Origin of the sequence: Roseateles sp. UC29_93 (genome assembly GCF_042695725.1) — a bacterium.
Taxonomy (GTDB): Bacteria; Pseudomonadota; Gammaproteobacteria; order Burkholderiales; family Burkholderiaceae_C; genus Roseateles; species Roseateles noduli_A.
In genome coordinates, this window is record NZ_CP170545.1 from 444,282 (window position 1) to 465,833 (window position 21,552).

Here is a 21,552-nt window from a genome sequence, read left to right on the forward strand (position 1 = left end):
GACCATGTCCCTGCCTCAGACCGCCATCGCCATCCTTCTGGCCCTCACCGGTCTTCAGGCTTGCGCCGCGCCCGCGTCTTTCAGTTGCCCCACCGAATGGGCCGCCACGAAGCAGGAAGCTGCAGAGGTACCTGAAGGGTTCACGGCCTCGCGTGAGGTGCCACAGGCGACACACGACCTCGGCGGCTTCCGCATCAACCAAGGTCCCATCGAAGAGCACCAAGGTGCCATCTACGACGACTTGAAGACCCAGCGCGACGCGAAAGGCGGCGTCACGGAAACGCTGATCTGGAACGTCGCCACGCTCGATCGCCCGCTCGCGATCTGCAGCTACACGGGCACCCGGCTCGTTCTGACGCGACCACTTGCCGGCTATGTCCAATGTACGGCCATCATGCGCAAGGAACCCGGCGCCATGATGACCATCCGCTCGGTCAACTGCCGCTGAGCAGCGGGGCCGCGCCCCTCAAGGCAAGCGCGCCAGCGCTTCCAGATACCTCGGCGCCAGCATCAACTCATCCCACGTCAGCGGGGCCGATTGCGGCACCAGCGCCGCGCGGCGGGCTTCGCTGTCGATCGCGGGCGTCCACGTGCCCTTCGCCTGCGCGTCGGTCAGGCCGTCGAGCAACTCGTCGATCGCGCGGCCGCCCTGCTCCAGGCTCTGGTTGCACAGCAGCACCAGGTCGCAGCCCGCGCCCAGCGCCGCGAGCGCCGCCTCCGCGTAACCCACCGGGCGGCCTTCGATCACGCGCGCCGCGGCCATGCCGAGGTCGTCGCTGAACACCGCGCCGGCGAAGCCCAGGCGGTCGCGCAGGATGTCCTGCAGCCAGCGCTGGCTGAAACCCGCCGGCCGGCTGTCCACCTTGCGGTAGATCACGTGCGCCGGCATCACCGCCGACAGGCTCAGGCTCAGCCATTCGAAGGGCCGCACGTCCTCCGCCAGGATCGCCTTCAGCGACCGCGTGTCCACCGGCACGCCCACGTGCGAATCGACGCTCACCGCCCCATGTCCCGGGAAGTGCTTGCCGCAGCTCGCCATCCCCGCCAGTGCCAGGCCTTGCATCAGGCTCTGCGCCAGCAGGCTCACCACGCGCGGATCGCTGTGGAAGCTGCGCGATCCGATCACCGGGCTGATCGACTGCCGGCTCGCGTCCTGATGGTCCAGGTCCAGCACCGGCGCGAAGCTCATGTCGACGCCGCAGGCCCGCAGCTCCAGCGCGAGCACGAGGCCCGTCGCCGTCGCCGCCTGGATCGCGCGCATCGCGTCGTCCATCCACAGCTCGCCGAGCGCGCGCATCGCCGGCAGCGCCGTGAAGCCGTCCGTGCGGAAACGCTGGACGCGACCGCCCTCCTGGTCCACCGCGATCAGCAGATCGGGGCGGATCGCCTTCGCCTCCGCACACAGCGCGGTCAGCTGCGCGCGGTTCTCGAAGTGGCGCGCGAACAGGATCATCCCGCCCGTCAGCGGATGGGCCAGCCGGCGGCGGTCGTCCGCGGTCAGCGTCGTGCCGGCGATGTCCAGGATCACGGGCGAATGAAGATGCTCGGTCATTGACTGTGTCTCTTTCGTTGGTCGCGCGTCATGGCGCTTTCAGCTGTCGTTGTCAGGTTGCGCGTCCGGATCGCGCCTCGGTGCCATCGCGTGTCTCGACGACGACGAACGCCGTCGCATAGTCGGTCTCGTCGCTCACGCTGACGTGCGCGCTCAGCCCCTTGGCCTCGAACCACTCGGCCAGCGCGCCGTGCAGCTGGATGCCCGGCTTGCCGCTGCGCGCCTTGACGATCTCGCAGGCGCGCCACGTCATCGGCATCTGCATGCCCATGCCGATCGCCTTCGAGAACGCCTCCTTGGCCGAGAACCGCGTCGCCAGGTAGGCGATGCCCCGCGCCTCGACCTTGGCGTACCGCTCGCGGAACACCTCGATCTCGTGCGGGCCCAGCACCTTCTCGGCGAAGCGCACGCCGCGCCGTTGGAAGGTCTCCCGGATGCGCCGGATGTCGCAGACGTCCGTGCCGATGCCGTAGATCATCGCGGCCCTTTCATGCGCAGCGCGTGCGCGCTTGGTGCCCGCCGTGTGGGCATAACGTGCGGAAGTGCAATCAGACGTACGCGCGCTGGATGCAGCGCTGGTAGTCGCGCACCGCCTCGGTGTAGCCGAGCTCCAGCGCGTCCGCGATCAGCGCGTGGCCGATCGAGACCTCCGCCACGCCCGGCACCTCGCGCAGGAAGCGCGTCAGGTTGTCGCGGTTCAGGTCATGGCCGGCGTTGATGCCCACCCCTTGCGCCAGCGCCGCGCGCGCCGCGGCGGCGAAGGCCGCGACCACCTCGGCCTCGCGTGGCGTGCCGAAGGCGCTCGCCCACGTCTCGGTATAGAGCTCGATGCGGTCCGCGCCCAGCGCGGCCACGTGCGCCATCGCCTCGGGCAGCGGGTCCATGAACAGGCTCACCCGCACGCCCAGCGACTTGCACTCCGCGATCATCGGACGCAGGCGTTCGGCGTCGGCCGGCAGGTTCCAGCCGTGGTCCGAGGTGAACTGGTCCTCGCTGTCCGGCACGAAGGTCGCCTGATGCGGCCTGAGCTCGCGGATGAAGTCCATCAGGTTCTGCGTCGGGTTGCCCTCGATGTTGTACTCGGCCTGCGGCCAGGCCTTCATCAGCGTGGCGAGCTCGCGCACGTCCTCGGCGCGGATGTGCCGCGCGTCGGGTCGCGGATGCACGGTGATGCCCTGCGCGCCAGCCTCCAGGCACAGCTGCGCCGCGCGCGTCACGCTGGGGATGCCCAGGTGGCGCGTGTTGCGCAGCAGCGCGACCTTGTTGACGTTGACCGACAGCGCGCATCGCGCGTCGTGGCGGCCGGATTCGGGAGCGATCAGCGGATTCATGTGAGCAGCTTCTGGACGTCGAGCAGCACTTGCCGCGTCCGCAATGGACGATGCCCGAGATGATAGTGAAGCAATGCGCGCGACAACGGCTTCAGCGCCGGACCCGCGAGCTCGCAGGCCTGCTGCAGCGCCGCCTGGCTGCCGTGCAGCAGCGCCGCCTGGAGCTGGATGAAGGCCTGTCCCGTCAGCTGTGGCGCGTCGTGTGTCGGCACGATCACGCCGGACTCCGGCACGAGCATGTAGAGCCGCTCCGGATCGAGCGGCGCCTGCGTCGTGGACAGCACGCTCAGGTCGGGCAGCAGGCCGCAGATCGACAGCATCTTCAGCTCGAAGGCCCGCAGCGCCGCGTGCGCATCGTCCACCGATCGCAATTGCGGCAGCAGCGCCGCGTAGGCGTCGAACAGCTCCGGCTGCGCGTCCTGCCGAGGCAGGAACTTCATCAGCAGCTCGTTCACGTAATAGCCGCTGAACAACGCGGCACCGCTGGGCAGCGTCTGCCCCCCGACCCACTCCGCGCCGCGCAGCGACTGGACCTCGGCCGCGCCGTCCTCGTTCATCTTCGACGGTTTGGACAGCGTCACCTGCAGCCGCAGGAAGGGCAGCAGCACCGATCTCAGCTGCGAGTACGGCCGCTTCGCGCCCTTCGCGACCACCGCCAGCCGGCCGTGCTCGCGGCTGAACAGGTCCAGCACGAGGCTGGTCTCGCTCCAGTCGTAATGGTGCAAAACAAAAGCCGCCTGCGTCGCGGGCGGCTTGGTGGCGCGGGTGGCCATGGGCCTCACTCGTAGCCGTAGCTTCTCAAGTGTTCTTCGGAATCGGCCCAGCCGGACCGGACCTTCACCCAGAGCTCGAGGAACACGCGCGCATCCCACAGCTTCTCGAGTTCCTGACGGGTCTCGGAGCCGATGCGCTTCAGACGCTCGCCGCCCTGGCCGATGATCATGCCCTTCTGGGCGTCGCGCTCGACCACGATGGTCGCGGCGATGCGGCGCAGGTTGCCCTCCTCTTCCCAGCGATCGATGATCACTGTCGCTTCGTAGGGCAGTTCGTCGCCGGTCAGGCGGAAGAGCTTCTCGCGGATCATCTCCGCGGCCATGAACTTCTCGCTGCGGTCGGTCAGCGCGTCTTCCTCGTAGAACCATTCCTGGTTCGGCAGGTAGGGCTTGAGGATCTGGAACAGGCGCTGCACGTCCGAGTCCTTCTTCGCCGACAGGGGCACGAACTCGGTGAAGTTGCGGCGCTCCTGCATGCTCTTGAGCCAGGGCATCATCTCGGCGCGGCGCGTCACCGCGTCCAGCTTGTTGGCGACCAGCACGACCGGCTTGTTCTGCGGCAGCAGCGACAGCACCTTCGCGTCGTCCAGGCCGAAACGGCCAGCCTCGACGACGAACAGCACCAGGTCCACGTCCGCCAGCACGCCCTGCACCGTGCGGTTCAGGTTGCGGTTCAGCGCGCTGCTGTGTTTCGTCTGGAAGCCGGGCGTGTCGACGAAGACGAACTGCGCCTCGTCGACGGTGCGCACGCCGGTGATGCGGTGGCGGGTGGTCTGCGCCTTCTTCGAGGTGATCGAGACCTTCTGCCCGACCAGCGCGTTCAGCAGCGTCGACTTGCCGACGTTGGGCCGGCCGACGATCGCGATCAGGCCGCAGCGCAGGTCGCCCTCGTACGGCATCGCGCCGATGCCGCCCTGGACCGGGGACAGCTCGCCGCCTTCATCGTCCTCGTGCTCGTCGTGCACGTCGCCCTCGTCGTCGGGGGCGATGGCGTCATGGTCCAGCGAGGTCTCGGGGTCGTGCGGCGTGGCGGGGTCGTGCGGGGCGTTCAGATCAGGGTCCTCGGAAACAGGGGTATCGGAAAGGGAAGAAGCAGAAACGGAATCGGACGAGGACGTCGATTTCGGCGTCCTCGGAGTGGTCGGTGCGTTCATCGCGGGCTCCGCGTCAGTCGCGCAGGCCGGTGCCGGGCCGATCGCCGGCGAGCAGTTCGTCCAGCACCTGACGGGCGGCCTCCTGCTCGGCGATCCGGCGCGAGCGGCCCTCGCCGCGGCGCGACAGCGTCAGCGCGGCCACTTCGCATTCGACGGTGAAAGTCTGCGCGTGGGCCTGGCCCCGCGTCTCGGCGATGCGGTAGGACGGTACCGGCAGCTTGCGCGCCTGCAGCCATTCCTGCAGTGCCGTCTTCGAATCCTTCGCCCACTGCTCGATGCCGCTCGCGGCGATCGTCTCGCCCAGCAGCCCGCGCACGATCTCGCGCGCGGCCTCGTAGCCGCCGTCCAGGAACGCGGCGCCGATCACGGCCTCCAGCGCGTCCGCCAGGATGGACGGCCGCTGGCCGCCGCCGCCGCGGGCCTCGCCCTCGCTCATCCGCAGCGCTTCCGGCATCTGCAGCAGCAGCGCGAGCCGGTGCAGGCTGTCCTCGCGCACCAGGTGCGCGCGGATGCGGGTCAGGTCGCCCTCGTCGGAACCGGCGAAGCGGTCGAACAGCAGCGAGGACACCGTCAGGTTGAGCACCGCATCGCCCAGGAACTCCAGCCGCTCGTTGTGCTGCTGGCCGAAGCTGCGATGCGTCAGCGCGCGCTGCAGCAGGCCCGGCTGCTTGAAGCGGTAGCCGAGGCGTTGCTGGAGGGCGTCAAGCGCTTGCGGTGTCATGGACGGTGGTCAGGGAAGCGGTGGTCAGTGCGGTCAGTGTGACTCGCCTTTGTACTTGATCACCAGGAACACCGGGCCGAACAAGGGCACTTCCTTGTCGTAGGCGAAGCTGATCTTCACCTTGTCGTCGACCTTGGTGATGATCAGGTCCTTGGGCTCGATGCTGACGATCGAATACTCGATCTGCTTGGTGCGTTCGAACGAATCGCGCGCCGCCGGCACGGTCGACGGACCGTCCTTGGCGATCTTGTCGATCGCTCGCTGGATCGTGTAGTACTCCATCACCGTCGGTACGACGCGCAGCAGGATCACCGACCCGCCGCCGATGATGACCGCCCAGAACAGCAGTCCCAGCAGGCTGATGCCCCGTTGAATCTTCCGTGCCCTCATCACGTATCACTCCGGTGGTTGTTGTTGGAACAGCGTAGTCGATCGTTGGCCGGCAATCCGTGAATCGATGTGTCAGCCGGTGTGTCGGCGGGTCTTACTGGATGCCGCCGATGCGCTTCAGGCTGCCGAAGTTCATCCAGACCACGAAGGCGCGGCCCACGATGTTCTCATCCGGCACGAACCCCCAGAAGCGCGAATCCTGCGAGTTGTCGCGGTTGTCGCCCATCATGAAGTAGTGGCCGGCCGGCACCTTGCAGGTCACGCCTTCCAGCGTGTACTTGCAGTTCTCGTTGTAGGGGAAGTCGTACAGCTTCCCGATGCGTCCCTGCGGCTGCGCGTCCACCAGGATCTGGTGCTCGACCTCGCCCAGCTTCTCGGTATAGCGCGAACGGAAGCGCATCGAGTTCGGATCCTCGTCGAAGAACTCGCCCTGCGCGACCGTCTCGACCTGCTTGCCGTTCACGTACAGCTTCTGGTTCAGGTAGGCGATCTCGTCGCCCGGCAGGCCGACCGCCCGCTTGATGTAGTCGATGCTGGGGTTCTGCGGGTAGCGGAACACGACCACGTCGCCGCGCTTCACGTCGTTGTTGCTGATGATCTTCTTGTTGATCACCGGCAGTCTCACGCCGTAGTGGAACTTGTTCACCAGGATCAGGTCGCCGATCAGCAGCGTCGGCACCATCGAGCCGGACGGGATCTTGAACGGCTCGAACATGAACGAACGCAGCAGGAAGACGATCAGGATCACCGGGAACAGGCCGGCGGTCCAGTCCAGCCACCAGGGCTGGCGCAAGATCTCCTCGCGCGCGCCCTCGACGTCGCCGTCGACGCGTTGGATGCCCTGCGCGGCCAGCGAGGCGCGGCGCTGTTCGTCGTTCTTGGCCAGCCGCTCCGCCGCGCGTTCCCGCGAGGGCTGGAAGTGGAAGCGCTCGGCCAGCCAGTACGCCAGCGTCACCGTGGTCAGGATCAGCAGCAGCAGGGAGAAGTTGCCGTTCCAGTAGCCCTGGTACCAGCCGCCCAGGTAGGCGATCAGGGTCACGTACAGCAACCCGGTCAGTGCGCTCATGGCTTTCATGCGGAGACTTATTCTTCGACTTGGAGGATGGCCAGGAAGGCTTCTTGCGGCACCTCCACCGAACCGATTTGCTTCATGCGCTTCTTGCCGGCCTTCTGCTTCTCCAGCAGCTTGCGCTTGCGGCTGATGTCACCGCCATAGCATTTTGCCAGCACGTTCTTGCGCAAGGCCTTGATGTTCTCGCGCGAGATGATGTTGGCGCCGATGGCCGCCTGGATGGCCACGTCGTACATCTGGCGCGGGATGATCTCGCGCATCTTGGCCGCCACCTGGCGGCCGCGGTACTGGGACTGGGCCCGGTGCACGATCAGCGACAACGCGTCGATGCGGTCGCCGTTGATCAGCATGTCGACCTTCACGACGTCGGACGCGCGGTATTCCTTGAACTCGTAGTCCATCGACGCATAACCGCGCGAGACCGACTTCAGCTTGTCGAAGAAGTCCAGCACGATCTCCGCCAACGGGATCTCGTAGGTCAGCATCACCTGCCGGCCGTGATAGGCCATGTTCAGCTGCACGCCGCGCTTCTGGTTGGCCAGCGTCATCACCGCGCCGACGTACTCCTGCGGCATGTACAGGTGGACCGTCACGATCGGCTCGCGGATCTCGGCGATCTTGCTCTGCTCCGGCATCTTCGAGGGGTTCTCCACCTCGATCACCGTGCCGTCGCCCAGCTGGACCTCGTACACCACGCTGGGCGCGGTCGTGATCAGGTCCTGGTCGAACTCGCGCTCCAGGCGCTCCTGCACGATCTCCATGTGCAGCAGGCCGAGGAAGCCGCAGCGGAAGCCGAAGCCCAGCGCCTGGGAGACTTCCGGCTCGAAGCGCAGCGACGCGTCGTTGAGCTTGAGCTTCTCCAGCGCGTCGCGCAGCTGGTCGTACTCGCTCGCTTCGGTCGGATACAGGCCGGCGAAGACCTGGGGCTGGATCTCCTTGAAACCGGGCAGTGCCTCGGTGGCCGGACCCAGGTTGTTGGGGAGCTTCTTTTCCAGCGTGATGGTGTCGCCCACCTTCGCCGCGGACAGCTCCTTGATGCCGGCGATGATGAAGCCGACCTCGCCCGCGTTGAGCTGATCGCGGTTCTCCGACTTGGGCGTGAACACGCCCAGGTGCTCGGCCGGATAGATGGCGTTCGTCGCCATCATGCGGATGCGTTCGTTCTTCTTCAGCGTGCCGTCCACCACGCGGACCAGCATCACCACGCCGACGTAGTTGTCGAACCAGGAGTCGATGATCATCGCGCGCAGCGGCGCCTCGACCGTGCCCTGGGGCGGCGGCATGCGGGTGATGACCGCCTCCAGGATCTCGTCGATGCCCATGCCGGTCTTGGCCGAGCACGGGATCGCATCGGTGGCGTCGATGCCGATGACTTCCTCGATCTCCGCCTTCGCGCCGTCCGGGTTGGCCGACGGCAGGTCCATCTTGTTGAGCACCGGGACGACTTCGACGCCGAGCTCCAGCGCGGTGTAGCAGTTGGCCACCGTCTGCGCCTCGACGCCCTGGCTGGCGTCGACCACCAGCAGCGCGCCTTCGCACGCCGACAGCGATCTGCTCACTTCATACGAGAAGTCGACGTGGCCCGGGGTGTCGATCAGGTTCAGGTTGTAGACCTGACCGTCGCGCGCCTTGTATTGCAGCGCGGCGGTCTGCGCCTTGATCGTGATGCCGCGCTCGCGCTCGATGTCCATCGAGTCCAGCACCTGCGCTTCCATCTCCCGATCCGACAGCCCGCCGCAGCGTTGGATGATCCGGTCGGCCAACGTGCTCTTGCCGTGGTCGATGTGGGCAATGATGGAGAAATTGCGGATGTGGTTCATGGACTCGGACGGAGACCGCGCGGTTCGTCCGCCACTTCCAGCGACGCTCGAGCGGCGCACGCTGATGCATGCTGAACATGCTGGGGACGGTCGATCGAGGCGGTGATGCAGGGCCCTTCGCGGGACCTGAACGGGACATAAAAAAAAGGCACGTCTAAACGGTGACGCGCCTTCCAACAAAACGTATGGCAACTGCTTGTTGGGCTTTCATTGTAGCCAAAAGCCCCGCCCTGGAAACCGCATGGATGCGAGCTTCTCGCGCGTTGCCCTTCGCCAACAGCGATTTTGTACACAGGTTATCCACAAAACTTGAGGACATCCTGTGGATCGCTGAGCCCATCAAAATGATGCCTTCCGATTCACCGTCGGAACAGCGACAAAGCTGGCCGAACGCGGCTCGATTGTAGCGGAGCCGGGCACCAATACCCCGCCTTGGTCACATCCGTTAGCAAGCACCAACCGACGTCCAGTTGTGCACCGGTTCACCGGCCGCCGGCTGGATTTTCCGTATTGTGGAAAGCCCCATGCCGGCGGTGGGTTGACGGCAACCGCCTCAGCCCTTGCCCGGCTTCAGCACGACGTAGGTGGCGACCTCGCCCCGGCGCACCAGCATCTGGAGCGACTTGCCCTTCTCGAGCTTCGCCAACGCCGCCTGGAACTGCTTGACCGTCTTCACCTCGGCGTTGTTGGCCGAGAGGATGACGTCGCCGGTCTTCAGGCCTGCCCGTGCGGCGGGACCGTCGACGGTGTCGATGCGCAGGCCGCCATCGACCTTGAGCTCCTTGCGCTGCGCGTCGGTCAACTCGCTGACCGTCAGACCCCAGGCCGACGCGCCGGTCGCGGCCGGCGTCTCCGCTTCCGGGGTCGGCGCCGCGCGATCGTCGGGCAACGCATCGAGCGTCGCGCTCAGGTCCTTGTAGGCGCCTCGGCGGAACACCTGCAGCGGCACCTTGGTGCCCGGCTTGGTCGCCGCGGCGAGACGGCGCAGATCGACCGCCTTCTCCACGGTCTTGCCGTCGAACTTCGTGATCACATCGCCGAGCTGGAGGCCGGCCTTCTCGCCAGGGCCCGCCGGCGTGATGCGGCTGATCAACGCGCCTTGCGGCTTGCCCAGGCCGATGGCCTCGGCGACCTCCTTGCTGACGTCGTCCGGATAGACCCCCAGCATGCCGCGCGTCACGCGGCCGCCGGCGCGCAGTTGGTCGGCCACGCGCATCGCCTCGTCGATCGGGATCGCGAACGAGATGCCCATGAACCCGCCCGACTGGCTGTAGATCTGCGAGTTGATGCCCACCACCTCGCCGCGCAGGTTCAACAGCGGACCGCCGGAGTTGCCCGGGTTGATCGCGACGTCGGTCTGGATCAGCGGCAGCAGGTCGCCGGTGTCGCGCGCCTTGGCGCTGACGATGCCGGCCGTCACCGTGTTGTCGAAGCCGAACGGCGAACCGATGGCCATCACCCACTCGCCGACCTTGAGCTTGCCGACGTCGCCCATGCGCAGCATCGGCAGGTTGCTGGCCTCGATCTTGAGCACGGCCACGTCCGTGCGGCGGTCCAGGCCGATCACCTTGGCCTTGAACTCGCGCTTGTCCGTCAGCGTGACCGTCACCTCGTCGGCATCGTCGACGACGTGCGCGTTGGTCATCACGAAGCCGTCCGCGCCGATCACGAAACCGGACCCCAGCCCGCGACGTTGCGGCGCGTCGTCATCATCATCGTCGTCCGGGGTCGGCGCGGGCGCGGGGGCGGCTCCCGGCGGCGTGCGACGCTGCGGCGGCACGGGGATCCCGAAGCGGCGCAGCAGTTCGCGCATCTGCTCGTCGATCTGCGCGTTGGCGACCTTGACCTTCTCCGACGTCCGGATGTTGACGACGGCGGGACCGGCCTGTTCGACCAGGGCGCTGAAGTCCGGCAGCGCACGCGCCAGCTCGGGCGCGGCGACCGGCACCGAACCGGCGACAGGGGCCACCGGCGTCGCGGGCGCGGCGGGCTTGGCCGCCGTCTGCGCGGCCGCGCCGAGCGAGGCGCTCAGGAGGGCGGCACCGGCGAGCGCCAGGGCAAGACGTCGAGGGGAACAGGTGCGGTCGGAATTGAGCATGAACACTCGCAGGTGGCGATGCAAAAACGAAAGGCCCACATCATGCCCGGATTTCAACAAGGACATGGTGTCAGCCTGCAGCGAGGAACAGGTGGAGGCGCAACGGTGCCCATTGCGCTTCGTGCGCGCTGCGCGACAGGGCGATCCAGCGCTCCGGCGGCTTGCGACCCCGAACGCCTTCAGCGTCGATCGCGGCATTCAGCCGCAGCAGCATCCACTGTTCGAGGTCGATGACGACGTCCGGCGTGATGGCAAGCGGCTCTCCCGCGCGTTGCCACCACCATTGCGCGCCGTCCCATCGCAACACGGCCCGTGCCGGTGCGCGGACCGGCAGCGCGGCGCCCGCCAGGCTCGCGAGCACAAGCCCGAGCCACGGCCCGATGCCATCGGCGACGCCCGCGTGAAGCGCCACCGCGACAAGCGCCGCGGCCACGCCGCCGCACAGCGTCGCGCGCTGCACGCGCACCCAGCGCGGATCGTCCGCCAATGAAAAACGCCGGGCAGCGGCCCGGCGTGATGTCGATCGGTCCGGCGTCATGGGTCGCCGTCCTGATCGAGCTTGTGATTGTGCTTGAGCGCTTGAGGCGATCAGCAGCTCAGGCGATCAGACCCGCTTGAAGATCAGCGTCCCGTTCGTGCCGCCGAAACCGAAGTTGTTCTTCGCGGCGTACTCGATCGGCATCTTCCGCGCCTCGTTGGCGCAGTAGTCCAGGTCGCACTCGGGATCCTGGTTGAAGATGTTGATCGTCGGCGGGGCGACCTGATCGTGCAGCGCCTTGACGGTGAAGACGGACTCGATGCCGCCCGCGCCGCCCAGCAGGTGGCCGGTCATCGACTTCGTCGACGACACCACCAGGCCGCTCTTCGCATGCGCGCCGAAGGCCTGCTTGATCGCGTTGGTCTCGTTCGCGTCGCCCAGCGGCGTGGACGTGCCGTGCGCGTTCATGTACTGGATCTGGTCCGCGTTCAGGCCGGCGTTGCGCAGCGCGTTGCGCATCGAGCGCGTCGGGCCGTCCACGTCGGGGGGCGGTCATGTGATACGCGTCCGCGCTCATGCCGAAGCCGACCAGCTCCGCATAGATCTTGGCGCCGCGCTTCTTGGCGTGTTCGTACTCTTCGAGCACCAGCACGCCGGCACCTTCACCCAGCACGAAGCCGTCGCGATCCTTGTCCCAGGGGCGGGACGCGGTCTTGGGGTCGTCGTTGCGGGTGGACAGCGCGCGGGCCGCGGCGAAACCGCCGACACCCAGCGGCGACACCGTCGATTCCGAACCGCCCGCGACCATGACGTCGGCGTCGCCCGCCTCGATCATGCGACCGGCCGTGCCGATGCTGTGCAGACCCGTCGTGCACGCCGTCACGATGGCCAGGTTCGGGCCCTTGAAGCCGCACTGGATCGAGACGTGGCCCGAGATCATGTTGATGATCGAGGCCGGCACGAAGAACGGACTGATGCGGCGCGGGCCGCGATTGGTCAGTTCCGCGTGGGTCTCCTCGATCATCGGCAGACCACCGATGCCCGAGCCGACGAGCACGCCGATGCGCTCCGCCAGTTCCGGGCTCAGCGCGTCGCCGGTGGGCAGACCCGCGTCGCGGACCGCCTGCAGCGAGGCGGCCAGCCCGTAATGGATGAACGTGTCCATGTGCCGGGCTTCCTTCGCGGGGATGTATTCATCCACCTTGAAGTCCTTGACCTCGCCCGCGAAGTGGCAAGACAAGACGCTGGCATCGAAACGGGTGATGGTGTCGATGCCGGACCGACCGGCCACGATGTTGGCCCAGCCCTGCTCGACCGTGTTGCCCACGGGCGAGATCAGGCCGAGTCCGGTGACGACGACGCGACGACGGCTCATGCTGCTTGCTTACGCCTTCTGGTGCTTGACCGCGTAGTCGATGGCCAGCTGCACGGTGGTGATCTTCTCGGCCTCTTCGTCCGGAATCTCGATGCCGAACTCGTCTTCGAGGGCCATCACCAGTTCCACGGTGTCCAGAGAATCAGCGCCCAGATCGGCGACGAAGGCCTTTTCATTGGTCACATCGGCTTCGGGCACGCCGAGCTGCTCGGCGATGATTTTCTTGACACGTGCTTCGATATCGCTCATGACTCCTCCAGGAGGGGGTGGTTTGCTAGAACAACCCGGGATTCTAAGGCCTTAGAGTGGCGCCCCTAGTCGGACCTCCCGAGGCGCGTCTTCCACGATGGATACGGCGCGCGCTCGCACTCTATCAGCCCTACACCGGCCGGGTGAATCCGGTGGGTGGCCCGCCCACTGGGGGCGGCGTCCACCTCAATTCATGTACATGCCGCCGTTGACGTGCAGCTCCACGCCCGTGATGTAGCTGGCCTCCGGGGAAGCCAGGAACGCCACGGCATGGGCGATCTCGGCCGGATCACCCAGGCGGCCGGCCGGGATCTGGGCCAGCAGCGCGGTCTTCTGCGCCTCGGGCAGCACCTCGGTCATGTCCGTGGCGATGAAGCCGGGAGCCACGCAGTTGACGGTGACCGAGCGGCTGCCGAGCTCACGGGCCAGGGCACGCGTCATGCCCGCGACGCCAGCCTTGGCCGCCGCGTAGTTGGCCTGGCCGGCATTGCCGGACGCGCCCACCACCGAGGTGATGTTGATGATGCGGCCGTAGCGCTGCTTCATCATCGGGCGCATCACGGCGCGGCTGGCGCGGAACACGGCCTTCAGGTTCGTGTCCAGGACGGCGTCCCAGTCCTCGTCCTTCATGCGCATGGACAGCATGTCCTTCGTGATGCCGGCGTTGTTGACCAGCACCTGGATGCCGCCGTCCTGCTTGACGATCGAATCGATCAGCGCGTCGACGGCCGCGCCGTCGTTGACGTTCAGGACCGCGCCACGGCCGCCGTGCGCCGCCAGCGCTTCAGTGATGGCCTGGGCGCCGGAGTCGCTGGTCGCGGTGCCGATCACGACGAAGCCCTTCTGGGCCAGCGTCAGCGCGATCGCGCGGCCGATGCCACGGCTGGCGCCGGTCACCAGCGCCACGTGCTTGTTGTCGGGCTTGTTGTCGGACATGGGAAACCTCGGAAGGGATTCGGAAAGAAGAAGACGCCGGCTCAGACCAGCAGCGCCTTGGCTTCGGCCAGCGAAGCCGGGTCCAGCACCGTGGCGCTGACCAGGTCGGCGTCGATGCGCTTGGCCATGCCGGCCAGCACCTTGCCGGGGCCGCATTCGATGACGGTCGTCAGGCCGCGCGCCTTGAGCGCCTGCACGACCTCGACCCAGCGCACCGGACCGAAGGCCTGGCGGAACAGCGCGTCGCGCAGCGCCTGGGCGTCGTCGGTCACGGCGACGTCGATGTTGTTGATCACGGGGAAGGCGGCGGACTGGAACGGCACCGCGGCGAGCTTCTCGCGCAGGCGCTCGGCGGCCGGCTTCATCAGGCTGGAATGGAACGGCGCCGACACCGGCAGCGGCAGCGCGCGCTTCGCGCCGGCGACCTTGAGGGCCTCGTTGGCCTTCTCCACGCCGGCCTTCGAGCCGGCGATCACCGTCTGCTTCGGGTCGTTGAAGTTGACGGCCTCGACGACCTCGCCCGATTCGGCGGCGATCTTCTGGCAGACCTCGCGGACCACGGCGGCGTCCAGGCCCAGGATGGCCGACATGGCGCCGGTCCCCACGGGCACGGCCTCCTGCATCGCCTGGGCGCGGAAGCGCACCAGCGGCAGCGCGTCGGCCAAGCTCAGCGCGCCCGCGGCGACCAGCGCCGTGTACTCGCCCAGCGAGTGGCCGGCGGCGGCGGCGGGGACCAGGCCGGTCTCGGCCATCCAGGCGCGGTAGCAGGCGATGCCGGCGGTCAGCATCACCGGCTGGGTGTTGGTCGTCAGATCCAGCTGTTCCTTCGGACCGTTCTTGATCAATGCGCCGATGTCTTCGCCCAGCGCGGCCGAGGCCTCCGCCAAGGTGCGGACGACTTCCGGATGATCGCCCCAGGCGTCCAGCATGCCGACCGACTGCGAGCCCTGGCCGGGAAAGACGATTGCGAAGTTCTTGCTCATGGTTCGAGTCCGAGACTATCTACGAGGAGGGAGAAGCGCGCGTGACAGCAGCGCGGCACCTCGGGTGCCGCCGTTGCGCGAGCGGATCCGGCCACCACGATCCGGCGCCGGAACGGCTTCGGGAATCAGAAGTCCAGCAGCACCGCGCCCCAGGTGAAGCCGCCGCCGACGCCTTCCAGCATCACCGTGTCGCCGCGCTTGATCTTGCCGGCGCGCACCGCGACGTCGAAAGCCAGCGGAATCGACGCGGCGGACGTGTTGCCGTGCTCGTCGACGGTCGCGATCAGCTTGTCCAGCGGCATCTTCAGCTTCTTGGCCGTGCCCTGCATGATGCGGATGTTGGCCTGGTGCGGAATCAGCCAGTCGATGTCGGCATCGCTGCGTCCGGCCTTGTCGAGGACCGAACGTGCGACCTTCTCCAGCACGCCCACCGCCAGCTTGAACACGGCCTGACCGTCCATCTTCAGCAGCGGATGGCCAAGGACCTGGCCGCCGGACACGGTGCCGGGCGTGCAGAGGATGTCGACATGGCGGCCGTCGGCATGCAGCTCGCTGGCGAGGATGCCAGGCTCGTCGCTGGCACCGACCACCACGGCGCCGGCGCCGTCGCCGAACAGCACGCAGGTCGTGCGGTCCTTGAAGTCGAGGATGCGCGAGAACACCTCGGCACCGACCACCAGCGCCTTCGTCGCGGCGCCGGTCTTGATCATCGAATCGGCCACCGTCAGCGCGTAGACGAAGCCCGAGCACACAGCCTGCACGTCGAAGGCGGCGCAGCCGTGGATGCCGAGCTTCTGCTGCAGCAGGCAGGCGGTCGAGGGGAACACCATGTCCGGCGTGGACGTGGCGACGATGATCAGGTCGATCTCCTCGGCGCGCACGCCGGCGGATTCGAGCGCGGCGAGCGAAGCCGGCAGGGCCAGGTCGCTGGCGGTGACGTGCGGGTCGGCGAAGTGACGGGCGTGGATGCCGGTCCGTTCGACGATCCAGTCATGGGAGGTCTCGATCCCGTCGCGGGCCAGGCGTTCCGCCAGGGCCGAATTGGTGACGCGGTTCGCGGGCAGGTAGCTGCCCGTACCGAGGATGCGGGCGTGGCGCGTGGAAGCAGTGGTCATGCAGCGTGGGCGGCGGCGGCCGCCGTGTCTCCTGCATCGCCGCCCTCCTCATTGGCAGGCACGGGTAGCGCCTGCAGCGTCGCGACGATGCGATCGTGAACCCGGTCTAGGAGCCGGTTGCGGGCCGCATCATACGCCCGGTTCAATGCCTGCTCGAAAGCGAAGGCATCGGCCGAACCGTGGCTCTTGAAGACCAGGCCGCGCAGCCCCAGCAGCGCGGCGCCGTTGAAGCGGCGATGGTCGACGCGGTCCTTGAACCGCTGCAGCACCGGCATCGCCAGCAGCGCGATCGCCTTCGTCCACCAGCTGCGGGTGAACTCCGCCCTGATGAAGCTGGAGATCATGCTGGCCAGGCCTTCGGCCGTCTTCAGCGCCACGTTCCCGACGAAACCGTCGCAGACGACGATGTCCGTCGTGCCCTTGAAGATGTCGTTGCCTTCCACGTTGCCGTGAAAGTTCAACTGGTCATGCGAGGCGGCCTCGCGCAGCAGTTCGCCGGCGCGCTTGATCGTCTCGTTGCCCTTGATCATTTCCTCGCCGATGTTCAGCAGGCCGACCGTCGGGTTCTCCTTGCCATCCACCGCCGACACCAGCGCGCTGCCCATCACCGCGAACTGCAGCAGGTGTTCCGGGCCGCAATCGACGTTGGCACCGAGGTCCAGCACCGTGGTGAAGCCGCCGATCTGGTTGGGCATCACGGTGGCGATGGCCGGGCGATCGATGCCCTCGAGCGTCTTCAGCAGGTACTTGGCGACCGCCATCAGCGCGCCGGTATTGCCCGCCGAGACGCACGCATGCGCCTGCGCGGGGGTGCCGTCCTTGGCCGCCTTGAGCTGCGAGAGCGCCACCCGCATCGACGAATCCTTCTTGCGCCGCAGGGCGACCTCGATGGGATCGTCCATGCTGACGACCTCGCTGGCCGCAACGATCCGGGTGCGGGGCCAGGATTCAGCCGCCTTGAGGGCGTCGGGCAAACCGACCAGCACGAGTTCCGCCTGCGGGTGCGCAGCGAGGAAGGCCTGGCATGCCGGGAGCGTGACGGCGGGGCCATGATCGCCTCCCATGCAGTCCACCGACAGGCGGAGCGGCTCGGCGGAAGGCGATGAGCGGGTGGCGGGAATTGCGGTCATCGAAACCTGAGAAGAACACCGGTCGAAGGTGCGACTGTAGCGACCTCGCAAGAAGCGTGCGCGACAAGGGAACCCTTCCGGAGGAAGGATCGGAAATGCGAAAGCCCGGCAACGCGTGATGCGGAACCGGGCTTGTCTTGTTTGTGCGACCAGGCGGAGGCCTGCGGGAGCCCTCCGGACCGGCTGATCGAATCGATCAGGCGGCGTCGGCCTTGGTCTTCAGCACCTTGCGGCCACGATAGAAGCCGTTGGGGCTGATGTGGTGACGCAGATGCACTTCACCGGTGGTCGGCTCGATCGCGGTGCCCGGGGTGACCAGGGCGTTGTGCGAGCGGTGCATGCCACGCTTCGACGGGGACTTCTTGTTTTGCTGAACGGCCATGATGGATTCTCCTAAAGGCTTCGGCTGGCTGGTGATTCGAGGTTGCTCGGGCTCTCGAGAGAACTCGAGCTGTGCCGCGGATCCGACGGGGATGCTCCCCGACGAGGACGCTCCGCTACCGACGCCTCGGTCCCGGTGCCGCGCGCCCACACGTTGATTCACATGGACGCACTTCTATCCGGGAAAGCCGGAAACTATAGCACAGCACCCGATGAGCTCGCAATTCCGGCGTACCGAAATGCTTCACAGGGGCGCCGCCCAGGCCTCAAGCCTTGCCGCCGGAGCCCTTCTTCAAGGCCGCCAGCGCCGCGAACGGATTCGGCCGCTCCTCCGCCGGCACCTCGTCTTCCTCGACATTCGCGTGCGGCAGCGGCTCCGGGCAAACGTCGTGGCGCGGCACGACCGGCAAGGTCAGCAGCAGCTCGTCCTCGATCAGCTCGCGCAGGTCCAGGTGGCGCGGCAGCGCCAGGACGTCGTCGTCCGAATCCATGTCCATTTCCGCCGCCATGTCCTCGTCCTTGACGAAGCGGAACCAGCGCGACACTGCCAGATCTTCGCGCACCGGCTGAAGGCAGCGCTGGCAGGTCACCGCGACCTGCGCCTCGGCGGTCAGCTCCAGCCACGCCTGCGGCTCGCCGCCTTTGGGTGTGCGCAACTCGCCATGGGTGGACCAGGACACGGGCGGCCATTGGGCCGGGATCGGACTCGGGCGCGGCAGCTTCTGCCAGGCGCGTCAGGCTGGTCGCGGGCCACTCGCCCTCCAGCGTGCCGCCCTCGCGGGCAAAGACTCCGACATCGAGCTTCAAGGGATCGAACGAACGCGGTTTCATGGGGCGCAAGTGTACGAGCGGCCTCCGCCCCGATGGGACAATCCCGGCCCATGACCGCCGCTTCCCCGCCCGCTCGCCCGCTCGTCCTGGGCTCGACCTCCCGCTACCGGCGCGAGTTGCTGGAGCGCCTGCGGCTGCCGTTCGAGACGGCGGCGCCCGACGTCGACGAAACCCCGCGACCAGGCGAAACGCCGGAGGCCCTCGCGCGCCGCCTGGCCATGGCCAAGGCCCGGGCGGTGGCGGCGCGTTTCCCGCAGGCGCTGGTGATCGGCTCGGATCAGGTCGCCGACCTGGACGGACAACCGATCGGCAAGCCGGGCACGCACGAGCGCGCCGTCGAACAGCTGCGCGCGATGCGTGGCCGGACCGTCGTGTTCCAGACGGCGCTGGCCGTGGTCTGTGAGGCGACGGGCTTTGTCGCGGAGGACCTCGCGCCAGTGCGCGTCCGCTTCCGCAACCTGAGCGATGCCGACATCGAGCGCTACCTCCGCGCCGAACAACCGTACGACTGCGCCGGCAGCGCCAAGGCCGAAGGCCTGGGCATCGCGCTGCTCGATGCGATCGACTCCGACGACCCGACCGCGCTGATCGGCCTGCCCCTCATCCGCACCTCGACACTGCTGCGTCGGGGCGGACTGGACGTGCTGAGCCTGCTGCCCTGAACCCGCTTCCTTGAATCAGCTTTTCCGAGAACAACAATGACCCGCGGCCGCCTCTTCCTCGTTCCCAACACCCTCGACTTCGGCATGAACGGCCAGGAGGTCGACCTGCGCGAGGTCCTTCCGGACGCGGTGCTCGTACGCGCCGCCTCGATCACGCACTGGGCTGCCGAGAACGCCAAGACCACGCGCGCCTTCCTGAAGCGTGTTGGTGCGATCCATCCGCTGGCGTTGCCGCTGCAGGAGCAGCACATCGAGGAATTGCCGCGCCCGCCCAAGGGCCGCGGCCCTGCGGCAGGCGCCGCGACGAGCTCGTCCAGCGAGGAGAAACTCTGGCTGGCGCTGCTGGAACCGGCGATGGCCGGTCACGACATCGGCCTGATCTCCGAGGCGGGCATGCCTGCCGTGGCGGATCCGGGCGCGAAGCTGGTCGCAGCAGCCCACGCAGCGAAGGTGCAGGTCGTGCCGCTGACCGGACCGAGCTCGCTGCTGATGGCGCTCGCCGCCAGCGGACTGAACGGCCAGAGCTTCGCCTTCGTCGGTTATCTCCCGCTGGACGCGGCCGAACGCACGGCGCGCATCAAGGCGCTGGACAGCTTCTCGGCGCGCGAGCAGCAGACGCAGCTGATGATCGAGACGCCGTATCGCAACGGCGCGCTGCTGCAGGCGCTGCTGGCGGCGCTGAAGCCGGGCTCGCTGCTGTCGGTCAGTTGCGGACTGAGCCTGAAAGACGCATGGACGCACACGGCCACGGTCGAACAATGGCGTCAAGCGCCGAAGGCGCTGCCGGACAAGGTACCGGCGGTGTTCGCGATCCTCGGCATGCGCTGATCAGAGCTCGCTGATCAGGGCATACCGATCAGAACACGCCGATCAGGATTCGCTGTCGGCCGTGACCGGCGGCCGCTTGGCGCCGAACAGCGCCGCGACCTTCTTCTTCGGCTTGATGTTGGCCGACAGGCCGCCGCGCGGCGCGTTCGCCGGGCCCTTTTCCCAGGCCGGCACATCGCCTCCCTGCGTGGCCTCGTAAGGCTTGTCGAACAGCGGGTCGTACGCCTGGCGCGGCGCACGCGCCGGTGCGTGCGCGTGCGAGCCATGCGATCCGTAGGCCTCGTCTCGCCGATCTTCGCGCTCTCGGCGGAAGTCGCGACGCTCCCCACTGCCCTCGCCTTGCGGGCTTCGTTCCGTCCGCTCGCCTTGCGGCGGGCGTTCGGTGCGCTCGGCGCGCGGGGCACGGTCACCACGCTCGCCGCGATCACCGTCGAAGCGACGGCGTTCGCCCTCGAGCTCGATCGGCTCCAGATCCAGCTTGCGCTTGATGAGCTTCTCGATCTCACCGACCAGGCGCGCATCGCCCTTGGTCACCAGCGTGAAGGCCAGGCCCGATGCGCCCGCGCGGCCGGTACGACCGATGCGATGCACGTAGTCCTCGGCATTGAACGGGACGTCGAAGTTGAAGACAGCCGGCAGGTCGGCGATGTCCAGGCCGCGGGCGGCCACATCGGTTGCGACCAGCAGGTCCACTTCGCCGCGCTTGAACGCGTCCAGCGACTTCAGGCGCTCGTCCTGCGACTTGTCACCGTGCAGGGCAGCGGTCCTCAGGCCGTCGCGCTCGAAGGAGCGCGCCAGGCGTGCCGCGCCGAGCTTGGAGTTCACGAACACGATCGCCTGCCGGATCTCGCGCTGGCGCAGCAACTGCTTGACGGCGGCACGCTTGTCGTCGTCGTCGACGCTGAAGAAGCGCTGCTCGACGGTCGAGGCTGTCGCGTTCGGGCGGGCAACCTCCACCAGCTCCGGATCCTGCAGGTAGCTCTGCGCCAGCCGCTTGATCTCGGGCGAGAACGTCGCCGAGAACAGCAGCGTCTGACGCGCCTTGGGCAGGTAGCTCAGGATGCGTTGCAAATCGGGCAGGAAGCCGATGTCCAGCATCCGGTCGGCCTCGTCGAGCACCACGTACTCGACGTGGTTCAGCACGGCGTTCTTGGCCTCGATGTGGTCGAGCAGGCGGCCGGGCGTGGCGATCAGGACCTCGACGCCACCCTTCAGCTGCAGCGTCTGCGGCTTCATGTCGATGCCGCCGAAGACGCAGGCGACACGCAGCTGCGTGTGCTTGGCGTAGGCCTTGACGTTGTTGGCAACCTGATCGGCGAGTTCGCGGGTCGGGGCCAGCACCAGCGCGCGCACCGGATGACGGGCGGGCGACATCGAGGCGTTCTCGTGCTTGAGCATGCGCTGCAGCAGCGGGATCGAGAACGCGGCGGTCTTGCCGGTGCCGGTCTGCGCGGCGCCCATCACATCGCGGCCGGCGAGGACGATCGGGATCGCCTTGGCCTGGATGGGCGTCATCGTCGCGTAGCCCTGATCGGACACGGCGCGCAACAGCTTGGGGTCCAGCGGCAGCGTGTCGAAAAGAGGGTTTGGCGTCGGGGTGGTTTCTGTCATAAGCGGCGGATTATCCTCCAAGCCCTTGAAAGCCCCGGGAAACCACCGATCCGCGCATGCGG

22 protein-coding genes and 1 pseudogene are annotated in these 21,552 nt (G+C 67.6%); 3 read left to right on the forward strand and 20 right to left on the reverse strand.

Annotation, left to right across the window (positions count from 1 at the left end; genetic code table 11):
• Window positions 1-4 precede the first annotated feature (4 nt).
• Window positions 5-448: an STY0301 family protein gene (locus ACFJIX_RS02015; RefSeq protein WP_377157370.1), complete on the forward strand. Its 444-nt coding sequence runs from the start codon at window positions 5-7 to the stop codon at window positions 446-448.
• 18 nt (window positions 449-466) lie between these two features.
• Here ACFJIX_RS02015 and nagZ read toward each other — a convergent pair whose 3' ends face one another.
• The 19 genes and pseudogenes from nagZ to ACFJIX_RS02110 form a co-directional block, all read right to left on the reverse strand.
• Window positions 467-1,552 carry a beta-N-acetylhexosaminidase gene (gene nagZ / locus ACFJIX_RS02020; protein WP_377157372.1) on the reverse strand — a complete coding sequence of 362 codons (1,086 nt, stop codon included), beginning with the start codon at window positions 1,550-1,552 and terminating at the stop codon, window positions 467-469.
• A 52-nt stretch (window positions 1,553-1,604) separates the two neighbouring features.
• Window positions 1,605-2,030, reverse strand: a complete 426-nt coding sequence (gene acpS / locus ACFJIX_RS02025) for a holo-ACP synthase (RefSeq protein WP_377157374.1) — start codon at window positions 2,028-2,030, stop codon at window positions 1,605-1,607.
• A gap of 70 nt (window positions 2,031-2,100) precedes the next feature.
• Window positions 2,101-2,883: a pyridoxine 5'-phosphate synthase gene (locus ACFJIX_RS02030; protein WP_377157376.1), complete on the reverse strand. Its 783-nt coding sequence runs from the start codon at window positions 2,881-2,883 to the stop codon at window positions 2,101-2,103.
• A complete protein-coding gene (gene recO / locus ACFJIX_RS02035; protein WP_377157379.1) occupies window positions 2,880-3,656 on the reverse strand; it encodes a DNA repair protein RecO in 777 nt (258 codons plus the stop codon). Before recO ends, ACFJIX_RS02030 begins: the two co-directional genes overlap by 4 nt.
• Window positions 3,657-3,661: 5 nt before the next feature.
• Entirely contained in the window at window positions 3,662-4,555 is an 894-nt protein-coding gene (gene era, locus ACFJIX_RS02040) for a GTPase Era (protein ID WP_377161555.1), read from the reverse strand.
• Between the two features lie 268 nt (window positions 4,556-4,823).
• A complete protein-coding gene (gene rnc / locus ACFJIX_RS02045; protein WP_377157381.1) occupies window positions 4,824-5,531 on the reverse strand; it encodes a ribonuclease III in 708 nt (235 codons plus the stop codon).
• Between the two features lie 33 nt (window positions 5,532-5,564).
• The gene (locus ACFJIX_RS02050) at window positions 5,565-5,921 is read right to left on the reverse strand and encodes a DUF4845 domain-containing protein (RefSeq protein ID WP_377157383.1); all 357 of its coding nucleotides are present in this window, start codon (window positions 5,919-5,921) and stop codon (window positions 5,565-5,567) included.
• A gap of 94 nt (window positions 5,922-6,015) precedes the next feature.
• On the reverse strand, window positions 6,016-6,987 hold the full coding sequence (gene lepB, locus ACFJIX_RS02055; protein ID WP_377157385.1) for a signal peptidase I: 972 nt from the start codon (window positions 6,985-6,987) through the stop codon (window positions 6,016-6,018).
• Window positions 6,988-7,004: 17 nt separating this feature from the next.
• Window positions 7,005-8,813 carry a translation elongation factor 4 gene (gene lepA, locus ACFJIX_RS02060; RefSeq protein WP_377157387.1) on the reverse strand — a complete coding sequence of 603 codons (1,809 nt, stop codon included), beginning with the start codon at window positions 8,811-8,813 and terminating at the stop codon, window positions 7,005-7,007.
• A 553-nt stretch (window positions 8,814-9,366) separates the two neighbouring features.
• Window positions 9,367-10,911: a DegQ family serine endoprotease gene (locus ACFJIX_RS02065; RefSeq protein WP_377157390.1), complete on the reverse strand. Its 1,545-nt coding sequence runs from the start codon at window positions 10,909-10,911 to the stop codon at window positions 9,367-9,369.
• 70 nt (window positions 10,912-10,981) lie between these two features.
• Window positions 10,982-11,449, reverse strand: coding sequence for a hypothetical protein (locus ACFJIX_RS02070; RefSeq protein WP_377157391.1), 468 nt, complete (start codon window positions 11,447-11,449; stop codon window positions 10,982-10,984).
• 66 nt (window positions 11,450-11,515) lie between these two features.
• A pseudogene (fabF, locus tag ACFJIX_RS02075) lies at window positions 11,516-12,764 on the reverse strand (beta-ketoacyl-ACP synthase II).
• 9 nt (window positions 12,765-12,773) lie between these two features.
• The gene (gene acpP / locus ACFJIX_RS02080) at window positions 12,774-13,013 is read right to left on the reverse strand and encodes an acyl carrier protein (RefSeq protein ID WP_058936430.1); all 240 of its coding nucleotides are present in this window, start codon (window positions 13,011-13,013) and stop codon (window positions 12,774-12,776) included.
• Window positions 13,014-13,199: 186 nt separating this feature from the next.
• A complete protein-coding gene (gene fabG / locus ACFJIX_RS02085) occupies window positions 13,200-13,949 on the reverse strand; it encodes a 3-oxoacyl-ACP reductase FabG (protein WP_377157394.1) in 750 nt (249 codons plus the stop codon).
• A gap of 41 nt (window positions 13,950-13,990) precedes the next feature.
• Window positions 13,991-14,932: an ACP S-malonyltransferase gene (fabD, locus tag ACFJIX_RS02090; RefSeq protein ID WP_377157396.1), complete on the reverse strand. Its 942-nt coding sequence runs from the start codon at window positions 14,930-14,932 to the stop codon at window positions 13,991-13,993.
• 125 nt (window positions 14,933-15,057) lie between these two features.
• Entirely contained in the window at window positions 15,058-16,047 is a 990-nt protein-coding gene (locus ACFJIX_RS02095; RefSeq protein ID WP_377157399.1) for a beta-ketoacyl-ACP synthase III, read from the reverse strand.
• The gene (gene plsX / locus ACFJIX_RS02100; RefSeq protein ID WP_377157401.1) at window positions 16,044-17,177 is read right to left on the reverse strand and encodes a phosphate acyltransferase PlsX; all 1,134 of its coding nucleotides are present in this window, start codon (window positions 17,175-17,177) and stop codon (window positions 16,044-16,046) included. Before plsX ends, ACFJIX_RS02095 begins: the two co-directional genes overlap by 4 nt.
• A 196-nt stretch (window positions 17,178-17,373) precedes the next feature.
• On the reverse strand, window positions 17,374-17,559 hold the full coding sequence (rpmF, locus tag ACFJIX_RS02105; RefSeq protein WP_067065736.1) for a 50S ribosomal protein L32: 186 nt from the start codon (window positions 17,557-17,559) through the stop codon (window positions 17,374-17,376).
• A 265-nt stretch (window positions 17,560-17,824) separates the two neighbouring features.
• A complete protein-coding gene (locus ACFJIX_RS02110) occupies window positions 17,825-18,238 on the reverse strand; it encodes a YceD family protein (RefSeq protein ID WP_377157403.1) in 414 nt (137 codons plus the stop codon).
• A gap of 201 nt (window positions 18,239-18,439) precedes the next feature.
• Between ACFJIX_RS02110 and ACFJIX_RS02115 the strand changes: the two genes are divergently transcribed.
• Both ACFJIX_RS02115 and ACFJIX_RS02120 read left to right on the forward strand, forming a co-directional pair.
• A complete protein-coding gene (locus tag ACFJIX_RS02115; RefSeq protein WP_377157405.1) occupies window positions 18,440-19,051 on the forward strand; it encodes a Maf family nucleotide pyrophosphatase in 612 nt (203 codons plus the stop codon).
• Window positions 19,052-19,087: 36 nt separating this feature from the next.
• Window positions 19,088-19,879, forward strand: coding sequence for an SAM-dependent methyltransferase (locus tag ACFJIX_RS02120; RefSeq protein WP_377157407.1), 792 nt, complete (start codon window positions 19,088-19,090; stop codon window positions 19,877-19,879).
• A 42-nt stretch (window positions 19,880-19,921) separates the two neighbouring features.
• Here the strand turns inward: ACFJIX_RS02120 and ACFJIX_RS02125 are convergent, their stop codons facing one another.
• Complete coding sequence (locus ACFJIX_RS02125) at window positions 19,922-21,490, reverse strand: DEAD/DEAH box helicase (RefSeq protein WP_377157409.1); 1,569 nt, start codon at window positions 21,488-21,490, stop codon at window positions 19,922-19,924.
• Window positions 21,491-21,552 lie beyond the last annotated feature (62 nt).